Source organism: Promicromonospora sp. NPDC090134, assembly GCF_044746965.1.
Classification (GTDB): Bacteria; Actinomycetota; Actinomycetes; order Actinomycetales; family Cellulomonadaceae; genus Promicromonospora.
The window spans coordinates 90712-107767 of sequence record NZ_JBIVCZ010000009.1; the positions used below are offsets into that span (position 1 = coordinate 90712).

General features: G+C 72.5%; 18 protein-coding genes and 1 pseudogene. 5 read left to right on the forward strand and 14 right to left on the reverse strand.

What is annotated here, in order from left to right; genetic code table 11:
* Nucleotides 1-747 (reverse strand): annotated as a pseudogene (locus ACIPN7_RS22400) (LLM class flavin-dependent oxidoreductase); the annotation flags it as partial.
* Nucleotides 748-791: 44 nt separating this feature from the next.
* Between ACIPN7_RS22400 and ACIPN7_RS22405 the strand changes: the two are divergent.
* The 4 genes from ACIPN7_RS22405 (at nt 792) to ACIPN7_RS22420 (ending at nt 5173) form a co-directional block, all read left to right on the forward strand.
* Nucleotides 792-1811, forward strand: coding sequence for an ABC transporter ATP-binding protein (locus ACIPN7_RS22405; RefSeq protein ID WP_400547489.1), 1020 nt, complete (start codon nt 792-794; stop codon nt 1809-1811).
* Entirely contained in the window at nt 1808-2659 is an 852-nt protein-coding gene (locus ACIPN7_RS22410; RefSeq protein ID WP_400547492.1) for an ABC transporter permease, read from the forward strand. Before ACIPN7_RS22405 ends, ACIPN7_RS22410 begins: the two co-directional genes overlap by 4 nt.
* A gap of 78 nt (nt 2660-2737) precedes the next feature.
* Nucleotides 2738-3769: a tyrosine-type recombinase/integrase gene (locus tag ACIPN7_RS22415; RefSeq protein ID WP_400547495.1), complete on the forward strand. Its 1032-nt coding sequence runs from the start codon at nt 2738-2740 to the stop codon at nt 3767-3769.
* Between the two features lie 174 nt (nt 3770-3943).
* Nucleotides 3944-5173: a phosphatidylserine/phosphatidylglycerophosphate/cardiolipin synthase family protein gene (locus ACIPN7_RS22420; protein ID WP_400548060.1), complete on the forward strand. Its 1230-nt coding sequence runs from the start codon at nt 3944-3946 to the stop codon at nt 5171-5173.
* A 10-nt stretch (nt 5174-5183) separates the two neighbouring features.
* Here the strand turns inward: ACIPN7_RS22420 and ACIPN7_RS22425 are convergent, their stop codons facing one another.
* The 9 genes from ACIPN7_RS22425 to ACIPN7_RS22465 form a co-directional block, all read right to left on the reverse strand.
* Entirely contained in the window at nt 5184-5885 is a 702-nt protein-coding gene (locus tag ACIPN7_RS22425; RefSeq protein WP_400547498.1) for an MBL fold metallo-hydrolase, read from the reverse strand.
* A gap of 124 nt (nt 5886-6009) precedes the next feature.
* Nucleotides 6010-6600, reverse strand: a complete 591-nt coding sequence (locus ACIPN7_RS22430) for a MerR family transcriptional regulator (protein WP_377229417.1) — start codon at nt 6598-6600, stop codon at nt 6010-6012.
* A gap of 100 nt (nt 6601-6700) precedes the next feature.
* Nucleotides 6701-7207, reverse strand: a complete 507-nt coding sequence (locus tag ACIPN7_RS22435) for a bifunctional nuclease family protein (protein ID WP_400548063.1) — start codon at nt 7205-7207, stop codon at nt 6701-6703.
* 178 nt (nt 7208-7385) lie between these two features.
* The gene (locus ACIPN7_RS22440) at nt 7386-8138 is read right to left on the reverse strand and encodes a MerR family transcriptional regulator (protein ID WP_400547501.1); all 753 of its coding nucleotides are present in this window, start codon (nt 8136-8138) and stop codon (nt 7386-7388) included.
* Nucleotides 8135-8608 (reverse strand): FHA domain-containing protein, encoded by a 474-nt coding sequence (locus tag ACIPN7_RS22445; RefSeq protein ID WP_020015374.1) that lies wholly within the window; start codon nt 8606-8608, stop codon nt 8135-8137. The genes ACIPN7_RS22440 and ACIPN7_RS22445 overlap by 4 nt, the downstream gene beginning before the upstream one ends.
* A gap of 223 nt (nt 8609-8831) precedes the next feature.
* A complete protein-coding gene (locus ACIPN7_RS22450; RefSeq protein ID WP_400548066.1) occupies nt 8832-9854 on the reverse strand; it encodes a DUF881 domain-containing protein in 1023 nt (340 codons plus the stop codon).
* A gap of 2 nt (nt 9855-9856) precedes the next feature.
* Nucleotides 9857-10189: a small basic family protein gene (locus tag ACIPN7_RS22455; RefSeq protein ID WP_400547504.1), complete on the reverse strand. Its 333-nt coding sequence runs from the start codon at nt 10187-10189 to the stop codon at nt 9857-9859.
* The gene (locus ACIPN7_RS22460) at nt 10186-11166 is read right to left on the reverse strand and encodes a DUF881 domain-containing protein (protein WP_400547507.1); all 981 of its coding nucleotides are present in this window, start codon (nt 11164-11166) and stop codon (nt 10186-10188) included. The genes ACIPN7_RS22455 and ACIPN7_RS22460 overlap by 4 nt, the downstream gene beginning before the upstream one ends.
* Nucleotides 11163-11735, reverse strand: coding sequence for a CDP-alcohol phosphatidyltransferase family protein (locus tag ACIPN7_RS22465; RefSeq protein ID WP_400547510.1), 573 nt, complete (start codon nt 11733-11735; stop codon nt 11163-11165). The genes ACIPN7_RS22460 and ACIPN7_RS22465 overlap by 4 nt, the downstream gene beginning before the upstream one ends.
* A 435-nt stretch (nt 11736-12170) precedes the next feature.
* Here ACIPN7_RS22465 and ACIPN7_RS22470 point away from each other — a divergent pair, with 435 nt between their 5' ends.
* Nucleotides 12171-14147, forward strand: coding sequence for a DEAD/DEAH box helicase (locus ACIPN7_RS22470; protein WP_400547513.1), 1977 nt, complete (start codon nt 12171-12173; stop codon nt 14145-14147).
* Nucleotides 14148-14295: 148 nt separating this feature from the next.
* Here the strand turns inward: ACIPN7_RS22470 and ACIPN7_RS22475 are convergent, their stop codons facing one another.
* The 4 genes from ACIPN7_RS22475 to ACIPN7_RS22490 all read right to left on the reverse strand — a co-directional run bounded on the left by ACIPN7_RS22475 (nt 14296) and on the right by ACIPN7_RS22490 (nt 16845).
* Complete coding sequence (locus ACIPN7_RS22475) at nt 14296-14784, reverse strand: PH domain-containing protein (protein WP_400547516.1); 489 nt, start codon at nt 14782-14784, stop codon at nt 14296-14298.
* A 5-nt stretch (nt 14785-14789) separates the two neighbouring features.
* Entirely contained in the window at nt 14790-15653 is an 864-nt protein-coding gene (gene hisG, locus ACIPN7_RS22480) for an ATP phosphoribosyltransferase (protein ID WP_400547519.1), read from the reverse strand.
* 94 nt (nt 15654-15747) lie between these two features.
* A complete protein-coding gene (locus ACIPN7_RS22485) occupies nt 15748-16011 on the reverse strand; it encodes a phosphoribosyl-ATP diphosphatase (protein WP_108494143.1) in 264 nt (87 codons plus the stop codon).
* A 114-nt stretch (nt 16012-16125) separates the two neighbouring features.
* Nucleotides 16126-16845, reverse strand: coding sequence for a hypothetical protein (locus ACIPN7_RS22490; protein ID WP_400547522.1), 720 nt, complete (start codon nt 16843-16845; stop codon nt 16126-16128).
* Between the last annotated feature and the right edge of the window lie 211 nt (nt 16846-17056).

Genomic DNA, 17056 nt, shown 5'->3' on the forward strand with positions numbered 1-17056 from the left:
TCACGCCCCCGACAGGATCCGCAGCACCGGGGTGAACGCGTCCACGAGCTCCTCCGAGACCACCAGGTACGAGATCCCGAGGCGCTCGCGGCGGTCCCGGAGCTGGTCGGCCATGTCCTGGGGCGAGCCGCTGACCACGGAGAGAGCTCCCGAGGCCGCGAGCGCCGTGGGGTCGATGCGGTCGGTGAGGTAGCGGGGTACGGCGTCGCCGACGGCCATGAGGTTGACGTTGAGCTCTACGGGGGCGGGCGCGGGTCGGGTGCGTTCGGCGTCGTGCACGCGGTCGATGAGCTTGCCTGCCGTGTCCGCGTCGGCGTCGAGCGGGATGCCGAGGGCGACGGTGTCGGCGTGCCCGCCGGCGAGGGCGAGCATGCGGGTTCCGCCGGCGCCGATCAGGAGGGGGACCTGGGGCGGCTGCGTGCCGTACGGGGTCACGTGGGCGTCGGTGGTGGTGACGGTCTCGCCGTCGAGCAGGCGGCGGATGATGGCGACGGACTCGGCGAGGCGGGTCACGCGTACCCCGGGCGGGTCGAACGTGCGTCCGAGCATGGCGTTGTCGGGTCCGGTGCCGGGGTGTCCGGCGCCGATGCCGAGCTCGAAGCGGCCGTCCGACAGGACGGCGAGGGTCATGGCGTCCTTGGCGACGAGCACGGGGTGGCGGAAGTCGTTGGCCAGGACGTAGGTGCCCAGGTGCAGGTGGGTGGTCGCGGTGGCTCGTACGCAAACCTGCGTAGGCGGGTGTCGCTCCCTGACGGACGCCGGGCACCCGGTGGCGGGGCGACGGTGGGGTCATGGACACGAGAGGCACGGCCACGACACACAGGGCCACGACGCGCACGACAGGGACGGCGCCCCCGGGCGACCTCGTGCTGCGCACCGACGCGCTGACCAAGCGGTACGGCGACCGGACCGCCGTCGACGGGGTCAGCATGACGGTGCGGCAGGGCGAGGTGTACGGCTTCCTGGGGCACAACGGCGCGGGCAAGACGACAACGCTGCGGATGGTGCTCGGGCTGGTGCGCCCCACCGCGGGGCGGGTCACTGTGCTCGGCCGGCCGGCGGGGCGGCCCGCGGTGACGGCGAGGGTGGGCGCCCTGGTCGAGGGTCCGGGCATCTACCCGTACCTGTCGGGCCGGGACAACCTGCGCGTCCTGGCCCGCTACCAGCACCTGCCGCGCACCGAGGTGGAGCGCGTCCTGGACCTGGTCGACCTGACCGGCCGCGGCGACGACGCCTACAAGGGCTACTCCCTGGGCATGAAGCAGCGCCTCGGCGTGGCCGCGGCCCTGCTCGGCGACCCGGAGCTCGTCATCCTGGACGAGCCCACCAACGGCCTGGACCCCGCGGGGATGGCGGACATGCGCGCCCTGGTCGTGTCCCTCGCCCGGGGAGGCCGCACCGTCCTCCTGTCCAGCCACCTGCTGGCCGAGGTGCAGGAGATCTGCGACCGCGTCGGGATCATCGACCACGGCCGGCTCCTGCGGGAAGCCCGCGTCGCCGACCTGCGCGGCAGCGTCACCGTACGGGTGCGCGCCACGCCGCCCGGCACGGCGCTCGCCGTCGCCACCCGCCTGGCCGGCCCGGACGCCGTCCGCCCGCTGCCCGACGGCGCCCTCGGTGTGGACCTGCCCGCGAGCGCCGCCCCCGACCTGACGCGGGCGCTGGTCGCCGCCGGGGCCGACGTGCACGAGGTGGCGCCCACCGAACGCACCCTGGAGGAGGTCTTCCTCGAGATGACGACGCCGGACCCCACCACGACCGGCCCCATCACGACCCGCCCCACCACGACCGGGAAGGAGTCCGTCTCATGACCACCGTGCTGCACGCCACCCGTGCCGAGCTGCTCCGGCTGAGCCGCTGGCCCGCCGTCTGGATCACCGTCGGCGCCTGGGCGGCCCTGGCCCTGACGTTCGGCTACGTCTTCGACTACGTCACCTGGGCCACGGGCACCGAGACCTTCGCCACCGAGGGCGCGGCGGCCGCCCGCGACGCGCTCCTGGCCGGGCTCCTCCCCCAGGCCGTGCCCGATGTGCTGGTCCAGGGCATGCCGATGTTCGGCGGGGCGCTCGCGATGGTGCTCGGCGCCCTGGTCGCGGGCAACGGCTTCGGCTGGGGCACCTGGAAGACCGCGTTCACCCAGGGACCTTCCCGCACCGCCGTCGTCGGCGGCTCCCTGACCGCCCTGACCGCCTTCGTGCTCCTCATGGTCACGGCCACCCTGGCCCTGTTCACCGCCGTGTCCACCGGGATCGCCCTCGCCGAGGGCCAGGCGATCGTCTGGCCCACCGCGAGCGCCACCGCCCAGGCCGTCGGCAGCGGGCTGCTGGTGCTGGAGATGTGGGCGCTGCTCGGGTACGCCGTCGGCGTCCTGGCGCGCGGGCCGGCGCTCGCGGTGGGGCTGGGGCTGGTGTGGGCGCTGGTCGTGGAGAACCTGCTGCGCGGTGTCGGGTCCCTGCTGGACGCCGTCGGGCAGGTCACGCACTTCCTGCCCGGGACGGCCGCCGGGTCCCTGGTCGGTTCGCTCACGGGGACGGGGACGGGCACCCCCGGCGTGCTGGACGTCGTCCCGGGCGGGCAGGCGGTGGTCACGGTCGTGGCCTACGTCGTGGGGCTGTGCGCCGTGGTGCTGGTGGTGGTGCGCCGCCGCGACCTGGCGTGAGGGTCGTGGTCCCGTCGCAGGTCAGCGGCATATTCCGACATATCGGGAGTGTCAGTGGTCCCGCTTAGGGTGGCGGACATGGTCGCTCCTCCGCGCCTCGAGCGCATCACCGTCGACGAAGCCGCCCGCCGTTACCTGGCAGCGGTCGAGGTCGAGACGATCCGCGGTGTCCTGTCCCCCGCCACGGCGCGCAGCTACACGCGCGACGTGACGGAGTTCGGGCGCCTGACGGGCCGCGAGCGCATCCTGGACGACGTGACGGGTGCAGACGTCGACACCGTGCTGGTGCGGTACCAGTCCGCGCCCGATGCCCGGTACACCGATCCGGACCGCAAGGCCGGGCCGGGTCGCAGCACGGCGACGGTCAACCGGTTCCGGCAGTCGGTCACCCGGTTCTTCGCCTATGCCGCGCGGGAGTGCTGGGTGCAGGCCGACCCGATGCAGTGGGCGGCGCCGCCCGCGAAGGTGCGCGGCACCCTGCGCACCGCCCGCACGGCCCTGTCCGCGAGCGCGGCACGCAGCCTGCTGACCACCCCGCCGTCGGACACCCCCGCGCGCACCGACCAGGACCTCGCGCTGCGCGACCGGCTCGTGGTCGCGCTCCTGCTGGTCCTGGGGCCGCGGGTCTCGGAGCTGGCCCGCACCGACGTGGACGACGTCGCCCGCGAGCCAGAGCGCACCACGTGGCGCATCCGTGGCAAGGGCGGCAACACCCGCACCGTGACCCTGTCCCCACCTCTGGCTCGCGCCCTGGAGGACTACCTGACGAACCTGCGGCCCACCCTGGCCGCCAAGCGCCCGCAGGACGCCGACGCGCAACGTGCGCTCCTGCTGTCGTGGCGCGGACGGCGCATCGACACCCAGGCCATCCGTGCGCTGCTGGCCCGTGCCGTGCGGCGCATGCCCGCGCCATACCAGCGCGAGGCGACGCCGCACGCCCTGCGACACACCACGGCCACCCTGCTCGTGGCGGACGGGTGGGACGTGAAGGTGGTCGCCGAGCTGCTCGGGCACGCGTCGATCGCCACCACGGGCGTCTACCTCGACCGCATCGAGGGTGAGCTGGCCGCGGCCATCCGGTCGCACCCGCTGGCGGCCGCCATCGAGTGAGGCCCGAGAACGGCGGGCGGCTGACCCGCCTGGCACGTGCACGGCACCCGCGCGGGGCCACCCCGTTCGATATCCCAGGTCGGAGGACGTGAGACCGGGTACCGTGAGCGGGTGGCCTCACGTAAGATCCCCGGCAACCTTCCGAAGCTCACGCTGGACATCCCGTCCGACTTCATGCAGCGTGCCCGCTCGCTCGCGACCCGCGCGGCGATCATCGCCGCCGCGGTCCCGGTGACCGCGGCCGTCGCCCTGACGGTGACCGACATGGTCCGGCGGCGCATCCACCCGCTCACGGCGAAGTTCCCCACGGAGAAGCCGCTCACCGAGAACATCGACGAGACGGCCACCACGGTCTACACCTACGGGGCCGACCTGTACGAGGCGATGCTCGACGCGATCCGCGGAGCCCGCAAGTCCGTGATGCTGGAGTCGTACATCTGGAAGAACGACGAGGTGGGGCAGCAGTTCAAGCAGGAGCTGATCGACGCCGCCGCCCGCGGCGTCGACGTCTACGTCATCGTCGACGGCTTCGCCAACCTGGTCGTGCCCTACTCGTTCTTCCGCTTCCCGCCCAGCGTGCACATGCTGCGCTTCCCCGCGCTACGCCCCGGCATGGCCTACCTCAACGTCCGCAAGTCCGGGCGTGACCACCGCAAGATCCTCGTGGTCGACGACGAGATCGGGTTCGTCGGCGGGTACAACATCGGCTCCCTGTACGCCACGCAGTGGCGCGACACCCACGTACGCCTGCAGGGCCCGTCGGTGTGGGAGCTGCGCAACGCGTTCGTCGACTTCTGGAACCGGCACCGCAAGCCGCGCCACCCCATCCTGGCCGACGTCGGCTCCGGGACCTGGCTGCCGCACCTCAAGGCCGCACGCAACGCACCGTCCGAGCTCGTGTTCCCGATCCGCGGCATCTACCTCGACGCGATCGACCGCGCCACGCACCACGTCTACATCACCCAGGCCTACTTCATCCCGGACCACGACATCCACGCCGCGCTGCTCGCGGCAGCCGCCCGCGGCGTCGACGTCCGGGTCCTGGTGCCGCACCGCTCCAACCACGTGGTGGCCGACTGGCTCGCCCGCGGCCAGTACGCTTCCCTGCTGCGCGGCGGCGTGCGGATCTTCCTGTACCAGGGCGCCATGGTCCACGCCAAGACCGCCACCATCGACGCCCGCTGGACCACCATCGGCACCGCCAACATCGACCGCCTCAGCCTGACCGGCAACTACGAGGTCAACCTCGAGATCGTCGACCCGGGCCTGGCCGCCCGCATGGAGGACGTCTTCGCGATGGACCTGTCCAACGCGCAGGAGCTGACCCTCGCCCAGTGGGAGGAACGCGGCGCGGTGGCCAAGATCGGCGAGTACCTGCTGATCCCGCTACGGCCCCTGCTGTAGCGAACGCCCGTCACACCGTCAGCGACTCCCCCACCGCCAGCCGCGTGTACGTGTAGTCACCACCGAGCCGCGCCGTGTCCAGCCAACGACTCACGCCGCCGTGCCCGATCTCGGACAGGAACACGTCGTGGATCGGGACCACGACACGTGTCGGTACCGACCGGGCGAAGTCGATGAACTCCCCCGTCTTCAGCCACGGCGCCGACACCGGCACCAGCAGCACGTCCAGACCACCGTCGGGCAGCGCCGCCGGCACGTCGAACGAGTCACCCGGGTGGTACACGCTCCCGCCGTCGACCTCCACCAGGTAGGTCACGTTCACCGCACGCGGGATCTCGGCGTGGATCAGGGCGTGGTCACCACCACCCACCGTGACCCGCGCACCCGCGACGTCGAACACCAGCCCGGGCGTGACCTCGTGCACCCGCTCGGCCGGGGCCCCCGCCTCGCGCAAGGCGCTCGCGGCGGGGCCCGTGGCCCATACCTGGGCGTCGGGGGCGGCGGTCAGGTGGTCGACGACGGCGGGCGCGTCGACGTGGTCGAAGTGGTCGTGGGTGATCAGCACCGCCCGGGCGCCGGTGAGCGCGGTGACGCTGTCGCTGAAGGAACCGGGGTCGATGACGAGCGTTCCCGCGCCGTCGGGCCGACCGTCGGGCCGACCGTCGGGCAGGTTGAGGGAGACGCACGCGTGTCCGTGGAAGGTGAGCTGCATGCTCGCAGGCTACGCCCGCCCGCGAGCGTGAGCAGGCCACGGACAACAGCGAGCCGTCTGGTCGGGGTGCGGTGGCTACCCCGTGCCAGACGGCAGGGTCAGGAGCGGGCGGTTCGGTCGGGTGTCAGACGGCGGACCGGGCGGCCCTGCGCTGGGCGAGCTCATCACCCTCGACCTCGGGGACCTCGCCGGTCTCGCCCGGGTCGAGGGTCTCGGTGGGCATCTCGGCCAGGGTGCCCTCGATCTCGCGCCAGACGCGCCCGACGGCGATGCCGAAGACGCCTTGGCCGCCGGCGACCAGGTCGACGACCTCGTCCGGTGAGGTGCACTCGTAGACGCTGGCGCCGTCGGACATCAGGGTGATCTGGGCCAGGTCCTCGACGCCGCGTTCCCGCAGGGCCGTGACGGCGGTGCGGATCTGCTGGAGGGAGACGCCGGTGTCGAGGAGGCGCTTGACCACCTTGAGCACGAGAATGTCGCGGAAGCTGTACAGCCGGTGCGTGCCGGACCCGGTGGCGGGCTTGATGCTCGGCTCCACGAGTCCGGTGCGCGCCCAGTAGTCGAGCTGCCGGTAGGTGATCCCGGCGATGTGGCACGCCGTGGTGCCTCGGTAGCCGGTCGTGGCGTCCTGTTCCGTCAGGTCCTCACCGAAGAGGAGACCCTGCGCGCCGTGCGGGACCGTAGCGCGTGTGGCTCTCTCACCGCTGGTGTTCACTGTGCCTCCTGGGGTGTCGTGACCACGCTATGGCGCGTCGAAGGTGATTTCAAAGATGCGCGCCGTGAAACGTCTCGGCGTGTCGCGGTTCAGCCGCGTCTCAGCCGGTCCGCCCACCCCCTTGGGACCCTCCGCCGGGTGGGCCGGAGAAGTCCTCGGGGGTGACGTGGTCGAGGAAGTCGCGGAACCGTTCGACCTCGGCCTGCTGGTCGACGTCGACGATCTCGACGCCGGCCAGTGCGACGATCTCCGCCGAGCACAGGACGGGGCTGCCGGTGCGCACGGCCAGCGCGATCGCGTCGGAGGCGCGCGAGTCGAGGTGCACGCCGTTGCTCAGGACGAGCTCGGCGAAGTAGATGCCGCCCTCCAGGGCGACGATCTCGACCCGGTCGAGCGCCACGCCGACGGCGCCCAGGACGTCGCGCAGCAGGTCATGGGTCATGGGCCGGGGTGTGGCGAGGCCCGCCTGCGCCATGGCGATGGCGCTGGCCTCGCGTGCCCCGATGACGATCGGGATGGCCAGGTCGGCGGCAGCGTCGAGCAGCAGCACGACGATCTCCTGATCGCGTTGCTGCTGTCGAACGCCGAGGATCTCCACGGGGACCATCGGCACGTCGTCCGGCCTCACGCTTTCACCGTACGGCGTCCTGCCACCACTCGTCGCGCGCGCGGGTCAAATTCCTGGTCACGGGCGGGTGCGCCGACGGTAAAACTTACGGTCGCACCGTCGGGCAGTGGCTCAGCCCTGCGTGTTTGTCGGCTGAGCCTGCGGTTCCGCTTCGGGCTCAGCCGAGGTCTTCGATGCCCTGCCGGACCCACGCGGTGTGCAGGCGGGTGAACAGCTCGCCCATCTCGCCGGCCATGCTCGCGGCGCGGCCGCGCCCGGCGCTGGCCTGCTGGCTGCGCAGCGGGGCGACGACCTGGTCCACGAGGGCGACCTGCCGGTCGGCGGCGGTGCGGAAGGTGCGCAGGTGCCGGGGCTCGACGCCGAACTCGGCGAGCGCTCCCGCGATGCGGGCGACCTCGACGGCGCCGGGCCCGAACGTGCTGCCCGACGCGGGCAGCAGCCCGGCCTGGGCCAGGCTCTGCACGAACTCCTCGGTGACGCCCGCTGCCTCGGCCACCGCGGGCGCGGTCCAGCGGCGGCGCGCCGGTGACCCGGTCGCGGCGAGCCGTGGTGCGGGGTGCTCGGCCGAGTCGGGGTCGGCGTCCATCGCCGCCAGGCGTTCCTTGATGACCTTCAGCGGCATGTAGCTGTCACGCTGCTCGGTCAGGACGAACCGAAGGCGTTCGACGTCGGCCTGGCTGTACTGGCGGTAGCCGGACGGCGTCCGCACGGGCTCGATCAGGCCCTGCTCCTCCAGGAAGCGGAGCTTGGAGTGCGAGACGGAGGGGAACTCCTGGCCCAGGACACGCAGGACGTCGCTGATCCGCATCGTGGCCTGCCGGGAGATACCCCGGGGCCAGGGCGCGTCGAGGTCCGCGTCATGACCGTGCGCACGGTCACGGTCACGGTCGCGTGCGGCGCCGGCGGTCACGGGGCGGGCGTTCCCGGGCCCCACTGAGCCGGCGACTGCGGGCTGGCGTGGAAGGTCAGGCGGAACTTGCCGATCTGCACCTCGTCGCCCGTCACGAGCGTCGCGGCGTCGATCCGGCCCCGGTTGACGTAGGTCCCGTTGAGGGAGCCGATGTCGCGCACCACGAACGAGTCGCCCTCACGGACGAACTCGGCGTGCTTGCGCGACACGGTGACGTCGTCGAGGAAGATGTCCGCCTGCTCGCTGCGGCCGGCGACCGAACGGCCGGTGTCCAGCAGGAACCGGGCACCGAACCCGGGGCCGCGCTGCACGATGAGCAGTGCGGAGTGCCGGGGCAGAGCGGCGACCGCAGCCGCCTCCTCCGGGCTCAGAGCAGTGCGGGGTGCCTGCTCGTCGGAGGTCGGGAACGCGATGCGACCCAGGTTGGCCGTGGTATCGGGCCCGACCGGATGGGCGCTGGGGTCCGTCATCAGGTCTCCTCGGGTGCGATGTTGATGGAACTGGGTGACTACGTTGGGACAACGGCCGGGGCATCGTCCGGGTTCCACTCAACCTACCCCGATCGGGGTAGCGGCGAAAACCAATGTCGGGAACCAACCCGGATAAAACTACCTACCCCGGGGCGGTTCCGCATGCCGGTTCAGCAGGTTGGTCCGCAACCGGTGTCCGAGCAGGTCAGGAACGTGGCGGGGGTCACTTTTCGTCGCCCGGCGCGACGGGTTCGGCGTGCTCGGGCTGACCCGGGATGCGGACCGCGTCGACCAGGACCTCGTCCGAGGTGGTGGTGGTCGCCTCGCCGCCCTCCTCGCGGATCCGGGGCAGCGCGCCCCCGGGGATCTCCAGGGCGCGGTCGATCGTGTCGGGGTCACCGATCGCCGTCCACTCGTACGGGGAGGCGATCGCGGCGCCGTCGAGCACGATGCCACCGCCGGAGTCCACGAAGTAGCTGGTGGTGACCAACCGGACGCCGTTGACCTGGATCGCCTCGGCCCCGGCGTTGCGCAGCTCCTCGAGCAGGTTGAACAGCGCCTGCGCCTCCAGCGGCTTGGCGCCGTCGGCCACGTGGATCTGCACGCCCGGTCCCTGCGCCGGGAGACGACCCGACAGGATGCCCTCCTGCTCGGCACGCTGCTGCGCGAGATCCCGCGCCGCCTGGTCGCGCCCGTCCTCCGACTGCAGGTCGTCCCGGATCTCCTCCAGGTCCGAGACCTCGGCGTCGAGCTGGTCCGCGCGCTGCGTGACCTCGTCCAGGAGCCGCACCAGCTCGTCCTGCCGCAGGCTGCTGAGCTGGTCCCCCGTCGACTGCCCCACCTGCACCGCCAGCGCGAACCCGAGCGCCAGGCACAGCAGGCCCGTCAGCAGCTCCGAGCGCGTACCGCGCGGGCGCAGCAGCTGCGCCACCCGCTTCCAGCCGGACGCCGGCTCCGGTGCCTGCTCCGGCTCCGGTGCCCGCTCCGACCCCGGGGTCGGAGCCGCGTCCGGGGTCATGTCCGGAGTCACGTCCGGAGTCATGTCGGGTGCATCCTCCGCGGGGACGTCGAGGGCGTCGTCGACCGGCTCGTCCGCCACGGGCTTCGGCTCGACCGGCTGCGACCCGGAAACCTTCGGCCCGGAAACCTCCGGCCCAGGAGCCTGCGACCCGGAAACCTTCGGCCCGGGCTTGTTCGACCCGCTCTTGTCGGGCTTCGCGCCCGCCCCGTTCTTGTCCCGGCCCATGCTCACGCCTTGAAGATGTGCCGGCGGATCGAGGCGGCGTTCGAGAAGATCCGGATCCCGAGCACCACCACGACCGCCGTGGACAGCTGGCTGCCCACGCCGAGCTGGTCGCCGAGGAACACGATGAACGCGGCCACCACCACGTTCGACAGGAACGACACCAGGAACACCTTGTCGTCGAACAGCCCGTCGAGCATCGCGCGCAGCCCGCCGAACAGGGCGTCCAGCGCGGCCACCACCGCGATCGGCAGGTAAGGCTGCAGGAACAGCGGAACGGTCGGCTGCAGCACCAGCCCCGCAACCACCCCGATCACCAGCCCGACGAGCGCGATCATCCGTTGTCCTCCTCGGATCGGTCCTGTTCCGTACCTGCTGAGCTACCTGCTGAACCACCTGTTGTGGTGCTGGGCGTCGCACCCGGTCCCGTACCCGAACCCTGCGGCACCCGCGCGAACCGCAGCGTCGGGGTGCCCGCACCCGGCAGGTACATCCCCTCGCTCGTGCTCACGTCGTTCTTGATGTCGTACTCCGCGCTCAACAGCTGCAGGAACCCCAGCCCCGCCGACCGCGCGAACTCCACCTGCATGTCCTGCGGGTCACCGATCGCCTCGATCGTGTACGTGGGACCGTTCAACGGCTGCAGGTCCACCAGGATCGCGTCCCCCGCGTTCCGGATCGCCGACAACGACGTCAGCCGCTCGTCGTTGACCGCCACCGCCTCCGCACCCGCCGCCCACAGCTCGTTGACCACGAACTGCACGTCCGCGTCCCGCACCCGCGACTCCGCCGGCGCGTCACCCGGCTCCACCAGCCCACCACCGGAGCCATCGGTCAGCGACACCACCATCCCCGGCCCCTGAACCGGCACCGCACCACTGACCAACCGGTCCAGCTCGTTGACCTCCTGCAGCGCCGACGGCAGCAACCCACCGCTCTGCAACCCGTCCACCTGCGCGTCCAGCACCGTCGCCCGCGCCGACAGCGCCTCCACCTGCGCACTACGGTCCTGGATCTGCTCGATCAGCACCGACCGCCCCCTCGTGACCGTCGGCTGCGGCGCTCGCAGGTCACGCACCGCCACCGCCGTCACCGCACCCAGCACGATCGCCACCAGCAGCATCGTCACCACGCTCGACACACCGCGCCCCGCCAGCGGACCGGACGTCTGGCCCGCCTCCGCGCGCCGCCGCGCCATCTCCGCGTACCCCGGGTCCAGCGGCCGCTCGGTGACCTCCCGCAGGAGCGTCATCGACTCGTCCGGACGACGCGGGGCCGTGCGGTCGGCCGCGTCGCCCGCCACGGGGGCCGTCATCCCTGCGCCACCAGCCGGCGCACCTGCGCCACGTACTGCAGGCCCGCCAGCCAGTACAGGCCCACACCCCACCAGGTGAACGCCCAGCCCACCACGTGCGCACCGGCACCCACCCAGCCTGGCACCTCCGCGAGCAGCAGCAACGGGAACGCGTACAGCAGCGCGAACGTCGCGACCTTGCCGACCGTCGTCACGTTCAGCGTCCCGTACCCGAGGCGGGCCAGGACCGGCACCGTCAGCGCCAGCAGCACGTCACGCGCCACGATCACCAGCACCAGCCACAGCGGCACCACCTCACGCCAGGCCAGGCCGATCAGGGTCACGAAGATGAAGAGCCGGTCCGCGAAGGGGTCCAGCATCTGCCCCAGCCGCGTGACCTGGTTCAGGCGACGGGCCAGCACACCGTCGAGCCAGTCCGACGCCCCCGAGACGGCGAGCACCACCAGCGCCCAACCGTCCTCGCCCACGACGATCAGCACGGCGAAGACCGGCACGAGGGCCAGCCGCACCAGACTGATCACGTTGGGCACGGTCAGCACCCGGGAGCTCATCTCCGCCCCAGTGGACACGCACACCGCCCTTGCTCACGCCGGTTCGTCTCGGCCGCCATCCTACGGCGCGACCGTTGCGTATACGCACGGGCACGCCGTCCGGACGGCCAGGACCACCCGCACACCACCCTGCCGACCCACCCCGCACCACCCGCGGACACGCCCGGCACCACACCCCACCAGCCACTCCCCCGACCCCGCCCGCAACGCCCTCACCACGGACGACATCACCCGGGTGCTGCACGTCACGCCCCCAGCCTCTGTGCTCAGGGCGCCCACAACCGATACAGTGGTGCCACATCCCCTTGGAGTTCGTCGTCTTCCCGTGTGTGCACGCAACGTGCGAGACAGGCCCGCAGCCTCGGCTGCGGGGAAGGTGTGTCGGGAGCGAGCGACGCGAGGGCCCTCACCTCGGCCCTGACTCCCACCCGACGACGAACGGTGCAGCACTGCATGTCTATCGACACCCCTGACCTGATCGCGCCTGCCGAGCAGGAGACCGACCAGGTCACCGCCGACTCCGGCGACCGGACGGCCCCCGCGGCCGCCACCACCCCCGAGGCACAGCCGACCGAGGCAGCCCCGACCCAGGCCGAGCCCACCCCGGCCGAGCCCACGGAGCCCACCGGCCCCACCTTCGCGAGCCTCGACCTGCCCGCGCCGCTGATGGCCGCCATCGCCGAGCTCGGCTTCGTGACGCCCTCGGCCATCCAGGCCCGCGCCATCCCCGAGCTCCTGGCCGGCCGCGACATCACCGGCGTCGCCCAGACCGGAACCGGCAAGACCGCCGCGTTCGGCCTGCCGCTGCTCGCCGCCGTCGACCCCGCCCTGCGCAAGGTCCAGGCCCTCGTCCTGACCCCGACGCGCGAGCTCGCCATGCAGGTCGCCGACGCCATCGAGTCGTTCGCCAGCAAGATGGACGACGTCCGCGTCCTGCCCGTCTACGGCGGATCCCCCTACGTGCCCCAGCAGCGCGCCCTGCGCGACGGCGTCCACGTCGTCGTCGGCACCCCCGGCCGCATCAAGGACCACCTCGAGCGCGGCGCCCTCCGGCTCGAGGACATCCGCTTCCTCGTCCTCGACGAGGCCGACGAGATGCTCCGCATGGGCTTCGCCGAGGACGTCGAGGAGATCTTCGGCCAGGCACCCGCCGAGCGCCAGGTCGCCCTCTTCTCCGCGACCATGCCGCCGGCCATCCGCAAGGTCGCCGACCACCACATGACCGACCCCGTGCAGATCGCCGTCACCCGGCAGGCCTCCACCGTCACCGCGGTGCGCCAGACCTACGCCGTCGTGCCCTTCCGCCACAAGGTCGGCTCCCTCGCACGCGTCCTGTCGACGTCCGACGCCGACGCCGCCATCGTCTTCACCCGCACCCGCGGCGCCGCCGAGGACGTGGGCTCCGCCCTCATCGAGAAGGGCATCTCCGCCGCCACCATCTCCGGTGACGTCGCCCAGAAGGAGCGCGAGAAGATCGTCGAGCGCCTCCGCTCCGGCGCCCTCGACGTCCTCGTCGCCACCGACGTCGCCGCCCGCGGCCTCGACGTCGACCGCATCGGACTCGTCGTCAACTTCGACGTCCCCGGCGAGCCCGAGGCCTACGTCCACCGCATCGGCCGCACCGGCCGCGCCGGACGCACCGGCGAAGCCCTCACCTTCGTCACCCCGCACGAGCGCGGCAAGCTCCGCTCCATCGAGCGCACCATCCGCGCCCAGCTCGAAGAGGTCGAGATCCCCTCCCCCCGGGACGTCTCCGCCCACCAGGTCAAGCGCACCCTCGGCAAGGTCGCCGCCCGCCGCGAGGCAGGCCGCCTCGAGCTCTACACCGAGCTCATCCGCGCCTACGCCGACGAGACCGGCACCGACCCCATCGACATCGCAGCCGCCATGGCGGCGCTCGCGGTGGGCGACGACGGCCCGCGCGCCCGCGCGGAGCAGGAGGAGTACGAGCGCGAGCGGGCCGAGGCCAAGGCTGCCGCCGCCCGGCGCACCACCCGCGAGGGCGACCGGCACGACCGGTCGGGTGACCGGTCCGCGCGCGGCCGCTCCGAGGGCGACCGCGGCATCCGCCGTCCGGCCCGGGGCACCCGCTACCGCATCGCCGTCGGCCACACGCACGGCGTGCAGCCGGGCGGGATCGTCGGCGCCCTGACGGGCGAGGGCGGCATCACCGGGGCCGACGTCGGCAAGATCGACATCTTCGGCAACTTCTCGCTGGTGGACATCATCGCGCCGCTGGACAACGAGGCGCTCGACCGCCTGGCCCGCGCCCGCGTCGCCGGCAAGCCGCTGCGCATCACCCTGGACCGTGGCGCACCGCGCGGCGGCGAGCGTGGCCCCCGCAGCGGTGGCGACCACCGCCGTCCGGACGGCGAGCGCGGCCCCCGCGGCCGCGGCCCGGCCCACTGGGAGGCGCGCAGCAGCCGCTGACACTCCCGACCGACAAGCAGAGCGCCTGCCCCACTGGGGGCAGGCGCTCTGCTGTGTTCTCTCCCGCCTCTTCCGCCGGGGTCGGGCCATACCGCTGGTCGGGCTACCGCTGGACGGGCTACCGCTGGACGGGCTACCGCTGGACGGGCTACCGCTGGTCGGGTTCCGCGGCCTCGCCCAGCTCCGCGATCAGGGCCACGAGACGGCGCGCCTCGGCCATGCCGTGCTCGCCGTCGGCCCGCTGGATGCCCATGACGGCGAGCACGTCGCCGTCGGCCAGGTCGAGATGCACCCACGGGTCGTTGGGCCCGAACCGGACCGTCACGATCTCGGGCCAGGCGAGCCGACGGCGGGTCGCGTAGTTGACCACGGTGAGCCCGGACCGGTCGGGGACGGCGCGCACCGCGCCGAACCGCCAGGCGACCAGGGCGCCCAGCAGCCCGAACACGATGATCGCTATGCGATTGGCGGCGTCCGCCCCGGGGCCGCTCGCCGCCAGCGCGACGAACGTGCACCCGCCGGCGAACAGGATCGCCAGCCCGTAGGCGGTCGGCGTGCCGAAGCGGCCGCGAAAGGTGCGGAAGTGGTCGTCGCGCCGGCCGCGGCCGATCGCGCTGCTCCCCGACCCGGCACCCATCGGTCCTACAGCCGCGAGGCGTGGATCGAGGTCACGATGATGGCGCGCGCCCCGACGTCGTACAGCGCGTCCATGATCCGGTTGGTCTCGCTGCGCGGCACCATCACGCGCACCGCGCGGGCGTCGCTGTGGTGCTGCGCCGAGACCGTCGGGGACTCCTTGCCGGGCGTGATCGCCACGGCCTGCTCCAGCCGGGACTCGGGGACCACGTAGTCCATCAGCACGTACTCGCGGGCGGTGATCACGCCCTCGAGGCGGCGGGTCAGGACGTCGAGGCCGGCCGGCGGCCCGGCGTCGGACTGCCGGATCAGCACGGCCTCCGAGCGCAGGATCGGCTCGCCGAACACCTCCAGGCCCGCGGCCCGCAGGGTCGTGCCGGTCTCCACGACGTCCGCGATGACGTCCGCGACGCCGAGCCGCACGCTCGACTCCACGGCGCCGTCCAGGTGCACGATCGCGGCGGGCTCGACACCCTGCTTCGCCAGGTGCTGGGCCACGAGCGTGGTGTACGACGACGCCACGCGGCGCCCGGCGATGTCCGCGATCTCGGTCACAGGGTCGCCCTCGCCGGCCCCGGCGGGCGCCGCGTAGCGGAAGGTCGACCGGGCGAACCCGAGGCCCAGGTGCTCGACGGCGTCCGCGCCCGAGTCGAGCATGAGGTCGCGGCCGGTGATGCCGACGTCGACCGTTCCGGTCCCCACGTACACCGCGACGTCGCGCGGGCGCAGGAAGAAGAACTCGACGTCGTTCTCGGGGTCGGCGAGCACGAGCTCGCGGGTGTCCCGGCGCTGGCGGTAGCCCGCCTCGCGCAGCATCTCGGAGGCGGGGCCGGACAGGGCACCCTTGTTGGGGACGGCGATGCGCAGCATGTGGTTGGTTCCTCTCTGGGGTGTACGACGGATCGGTGGACCCGGTTCTCCCGGGAGGGCTCGACCGTCGTGGTCGAGCCCTCCCGGGGCCGGGTCACAGATGCGTGTACACGTCCTCGAGGGTCAGTCCCTTGGCGACCATCAGGACCTGCAGGTGGTACAGGAGCTGCGAGATCTCTTCCGCGGTCTCGCTGTCCGACTGGTACTCGGCCGCCATCCAGACCTCTGCGGCCTCCTCCACGACCTTCTTGCCGATCGCATGGACTCCCGCATCCAGCTGGGCCACGGTGCCCGAACCCGCGGGACGGGTCTCGGCCTTCTCGGTCAGCTCGGCGAACAGGGTCTCGAAGGTCTTCACCTGCTCAGCCTAGTCGGGCGAGGGGGGCACTACCGCTTGCCGTCCCACGTTGTGGCCAGACTCTCCTTCGGTGCACCGCGCCGAAGGAAGCCGAAGGAACAGGTGCCGGACCGCTCACGGGGTCGAGGGCCACTCCGCCGGCAACGATCCGTCGGCCTCCGGGAACACGATGCCCTGGTACGGCGTGATCAGGTGGAAGCCCACGGGCTCGTCCGTGGAACCGTCGTCCGTCGAGCCGGACAGCAGCACGATCACGCTGCCGGTGCTGCCGCCGGTGCCGCTCTCCGTGCCGGCACCCGTGGCAGGGTCGAGCGGGTCGCCACCGGGGTACGGGTTGTCCGCTCCCCCGCACGTCTCCGGCGTCGAGACGATCGAGATCTGCTCCCCCGGCGAGACCTCGAGCTCGGGCGGCGGCTCCGCGGCCGGGTTCACGCGCGAGCTCCCGGGGTCGGGACGCTCCAGCACCTCGTCCACCTCGAACAGCCAGCGGTGCGCCTCGACGCCGAACATCCGCGCCGTGCCGTCCCGCTCCACCACGGCGCCCAGCAGCACGGCGCCGGCGTCCGCCGCGGCCTCCTCCGGGGTGACGAAGCGCACCCAGTCGACGCAGGCCACGCCGCCCCCGGGCAACCCGTCGAGCAGGTCGCCGAAAGCCTCCTCGGCAGCACCCTCGGGCGCTTCCTCCGACACTCCCCCGGCCGTTCCCTCAGCCGGGACCGGCGAGCCGCCGGCCGGCCCGGCGTCGGCACAGCCCACCAGGCCGACCGCCATCGCTCCCGTCAGACCCGTCGTCACCAGTACCGCCGCTGCGCGCCGGGCGCGTGAAGTCCTCATGCCCGGTGAATGTCCCGACCGGGTCGTCTCTTGCGCGGCCGGCTGATTTCCAGGCCCTTTTCTGGGGCTGAGGGGTGCGGCGTCCTACCAGGTTGTGGGTGGTTCTCAAGCCGCTTGGCACACTATTAAATTCTCGTGAGAACGACTCCGGAACAAGATGCGGGCGCCGTCCGAACCTGCCGGACGGCGCCCGTGCGCGTCAGCCTGCTGT

Excerpts from the sequence above, each read along its gene's own strand:
- ACIPN7_RS22455 (WP_400547504.1), bottom strand. The coding sequence starts at position 10,189 with ATGATCGCGCTCGTCGGGCTGGTGATCGGGGTGGTTGCGGGGCTGGTG.
- ACIPN7_RS22490 (WP_400547522.1), bottom strand. The coding sequence starts at position 16,845 with ATGAGGACTTCACGCGCCCGGCGCGCAGCGGCGGTACTGGTGACGACG.
- ACIPN7_RS22415 (WP_400547495.1), top strand. The coding sequence starts at position 2,738 with ATGGTCGCTCCTCCGCGCCTCGAGCGCATCACCGTCGACGAAGCCGCC.
- ACIPN7_RS22445 (WP_020015374.1), bottom strand. The coding sequence starts at position 8,608 with ATGACGGACCCCAGCGCCCATCCGGTCGGGCCCGATACCACGGCCAAC.
- ACIPN7_RS22425 (WP_400547498.1), bottom strand. The coding sequence starts at position 5,885 with ATGCAGCTCACCTTCCACGGACACGCGTGCGTCTCCCTCAACCTGCCC.
- hisG (WP_400547519.1), bottom strand. The coding sequence starts at position 15,653 with ATGCTGCGCATCGCCGTCCCCAACAAGGGTGCCCTGTCCGGCCCCGCC.
- ACIPN7_RS22450 (WP_400548066.1), bottom strand. The coding sequence starts at position 9,854 with ATGGGCCGGGACAAGAACGGGGCGGGCGCGAAGCCCGACAAGAGCGGG.
- ACIPN7_RS22475 (WP_400547516.1), bottom strand. The coding sequence starts at position 14,784 with ATGGGTGCCGGGTCGGGGAGCAGCGCGATCGGCCGCGGCCGGCGCGAC.
- ACIPN7_RS22410 (WP_400547492.1), top strand. The coding sequence starts at position 1,808 with ATGACCACCGTGCTGCACGCCACCCGTGCCGAGCTGCTCCGGCTGAGC.
- ACIPN7_RS22470 (WP_400547513.1), top strand. The coding sequence starts at position 12,171 with ATGTCTATCGACACCCCTGACCTGATCGCGCCTGCCGAGCAGGAGACC.
- ACIPN7_RS22420 (WP_400548060.1), top strand. The coding sequence starts at position 3,944 with ATGCAGCGTGCCCGCTCGCTCGCGACCCGCGCGGCGATCATCGCCGCC.
- ACIPN7_RS22405 (WP_400547489.1), top strand. The coding sequence starts at position 792 with ATGGACACGAGAGGCACGGCCACGACACACAGGGCCACGACGCGCACG.
- ACIPN7_RS22460 (WP_400547507.1), bottom strand. The coding sequence starts at position 11,166 with ATGACGGCCCCCGTGGCGGGCGACGCGGCCGACCGCACGGCCCCGCGT.
- ACIPN7_RS22435 (WP_400548063.1), bottom strand. The coding sequence starts at position 7,207 with ATGGTCCCCGTGGAGATCCTCGGCGTTCGACAGCAGCAACGCGATCAG.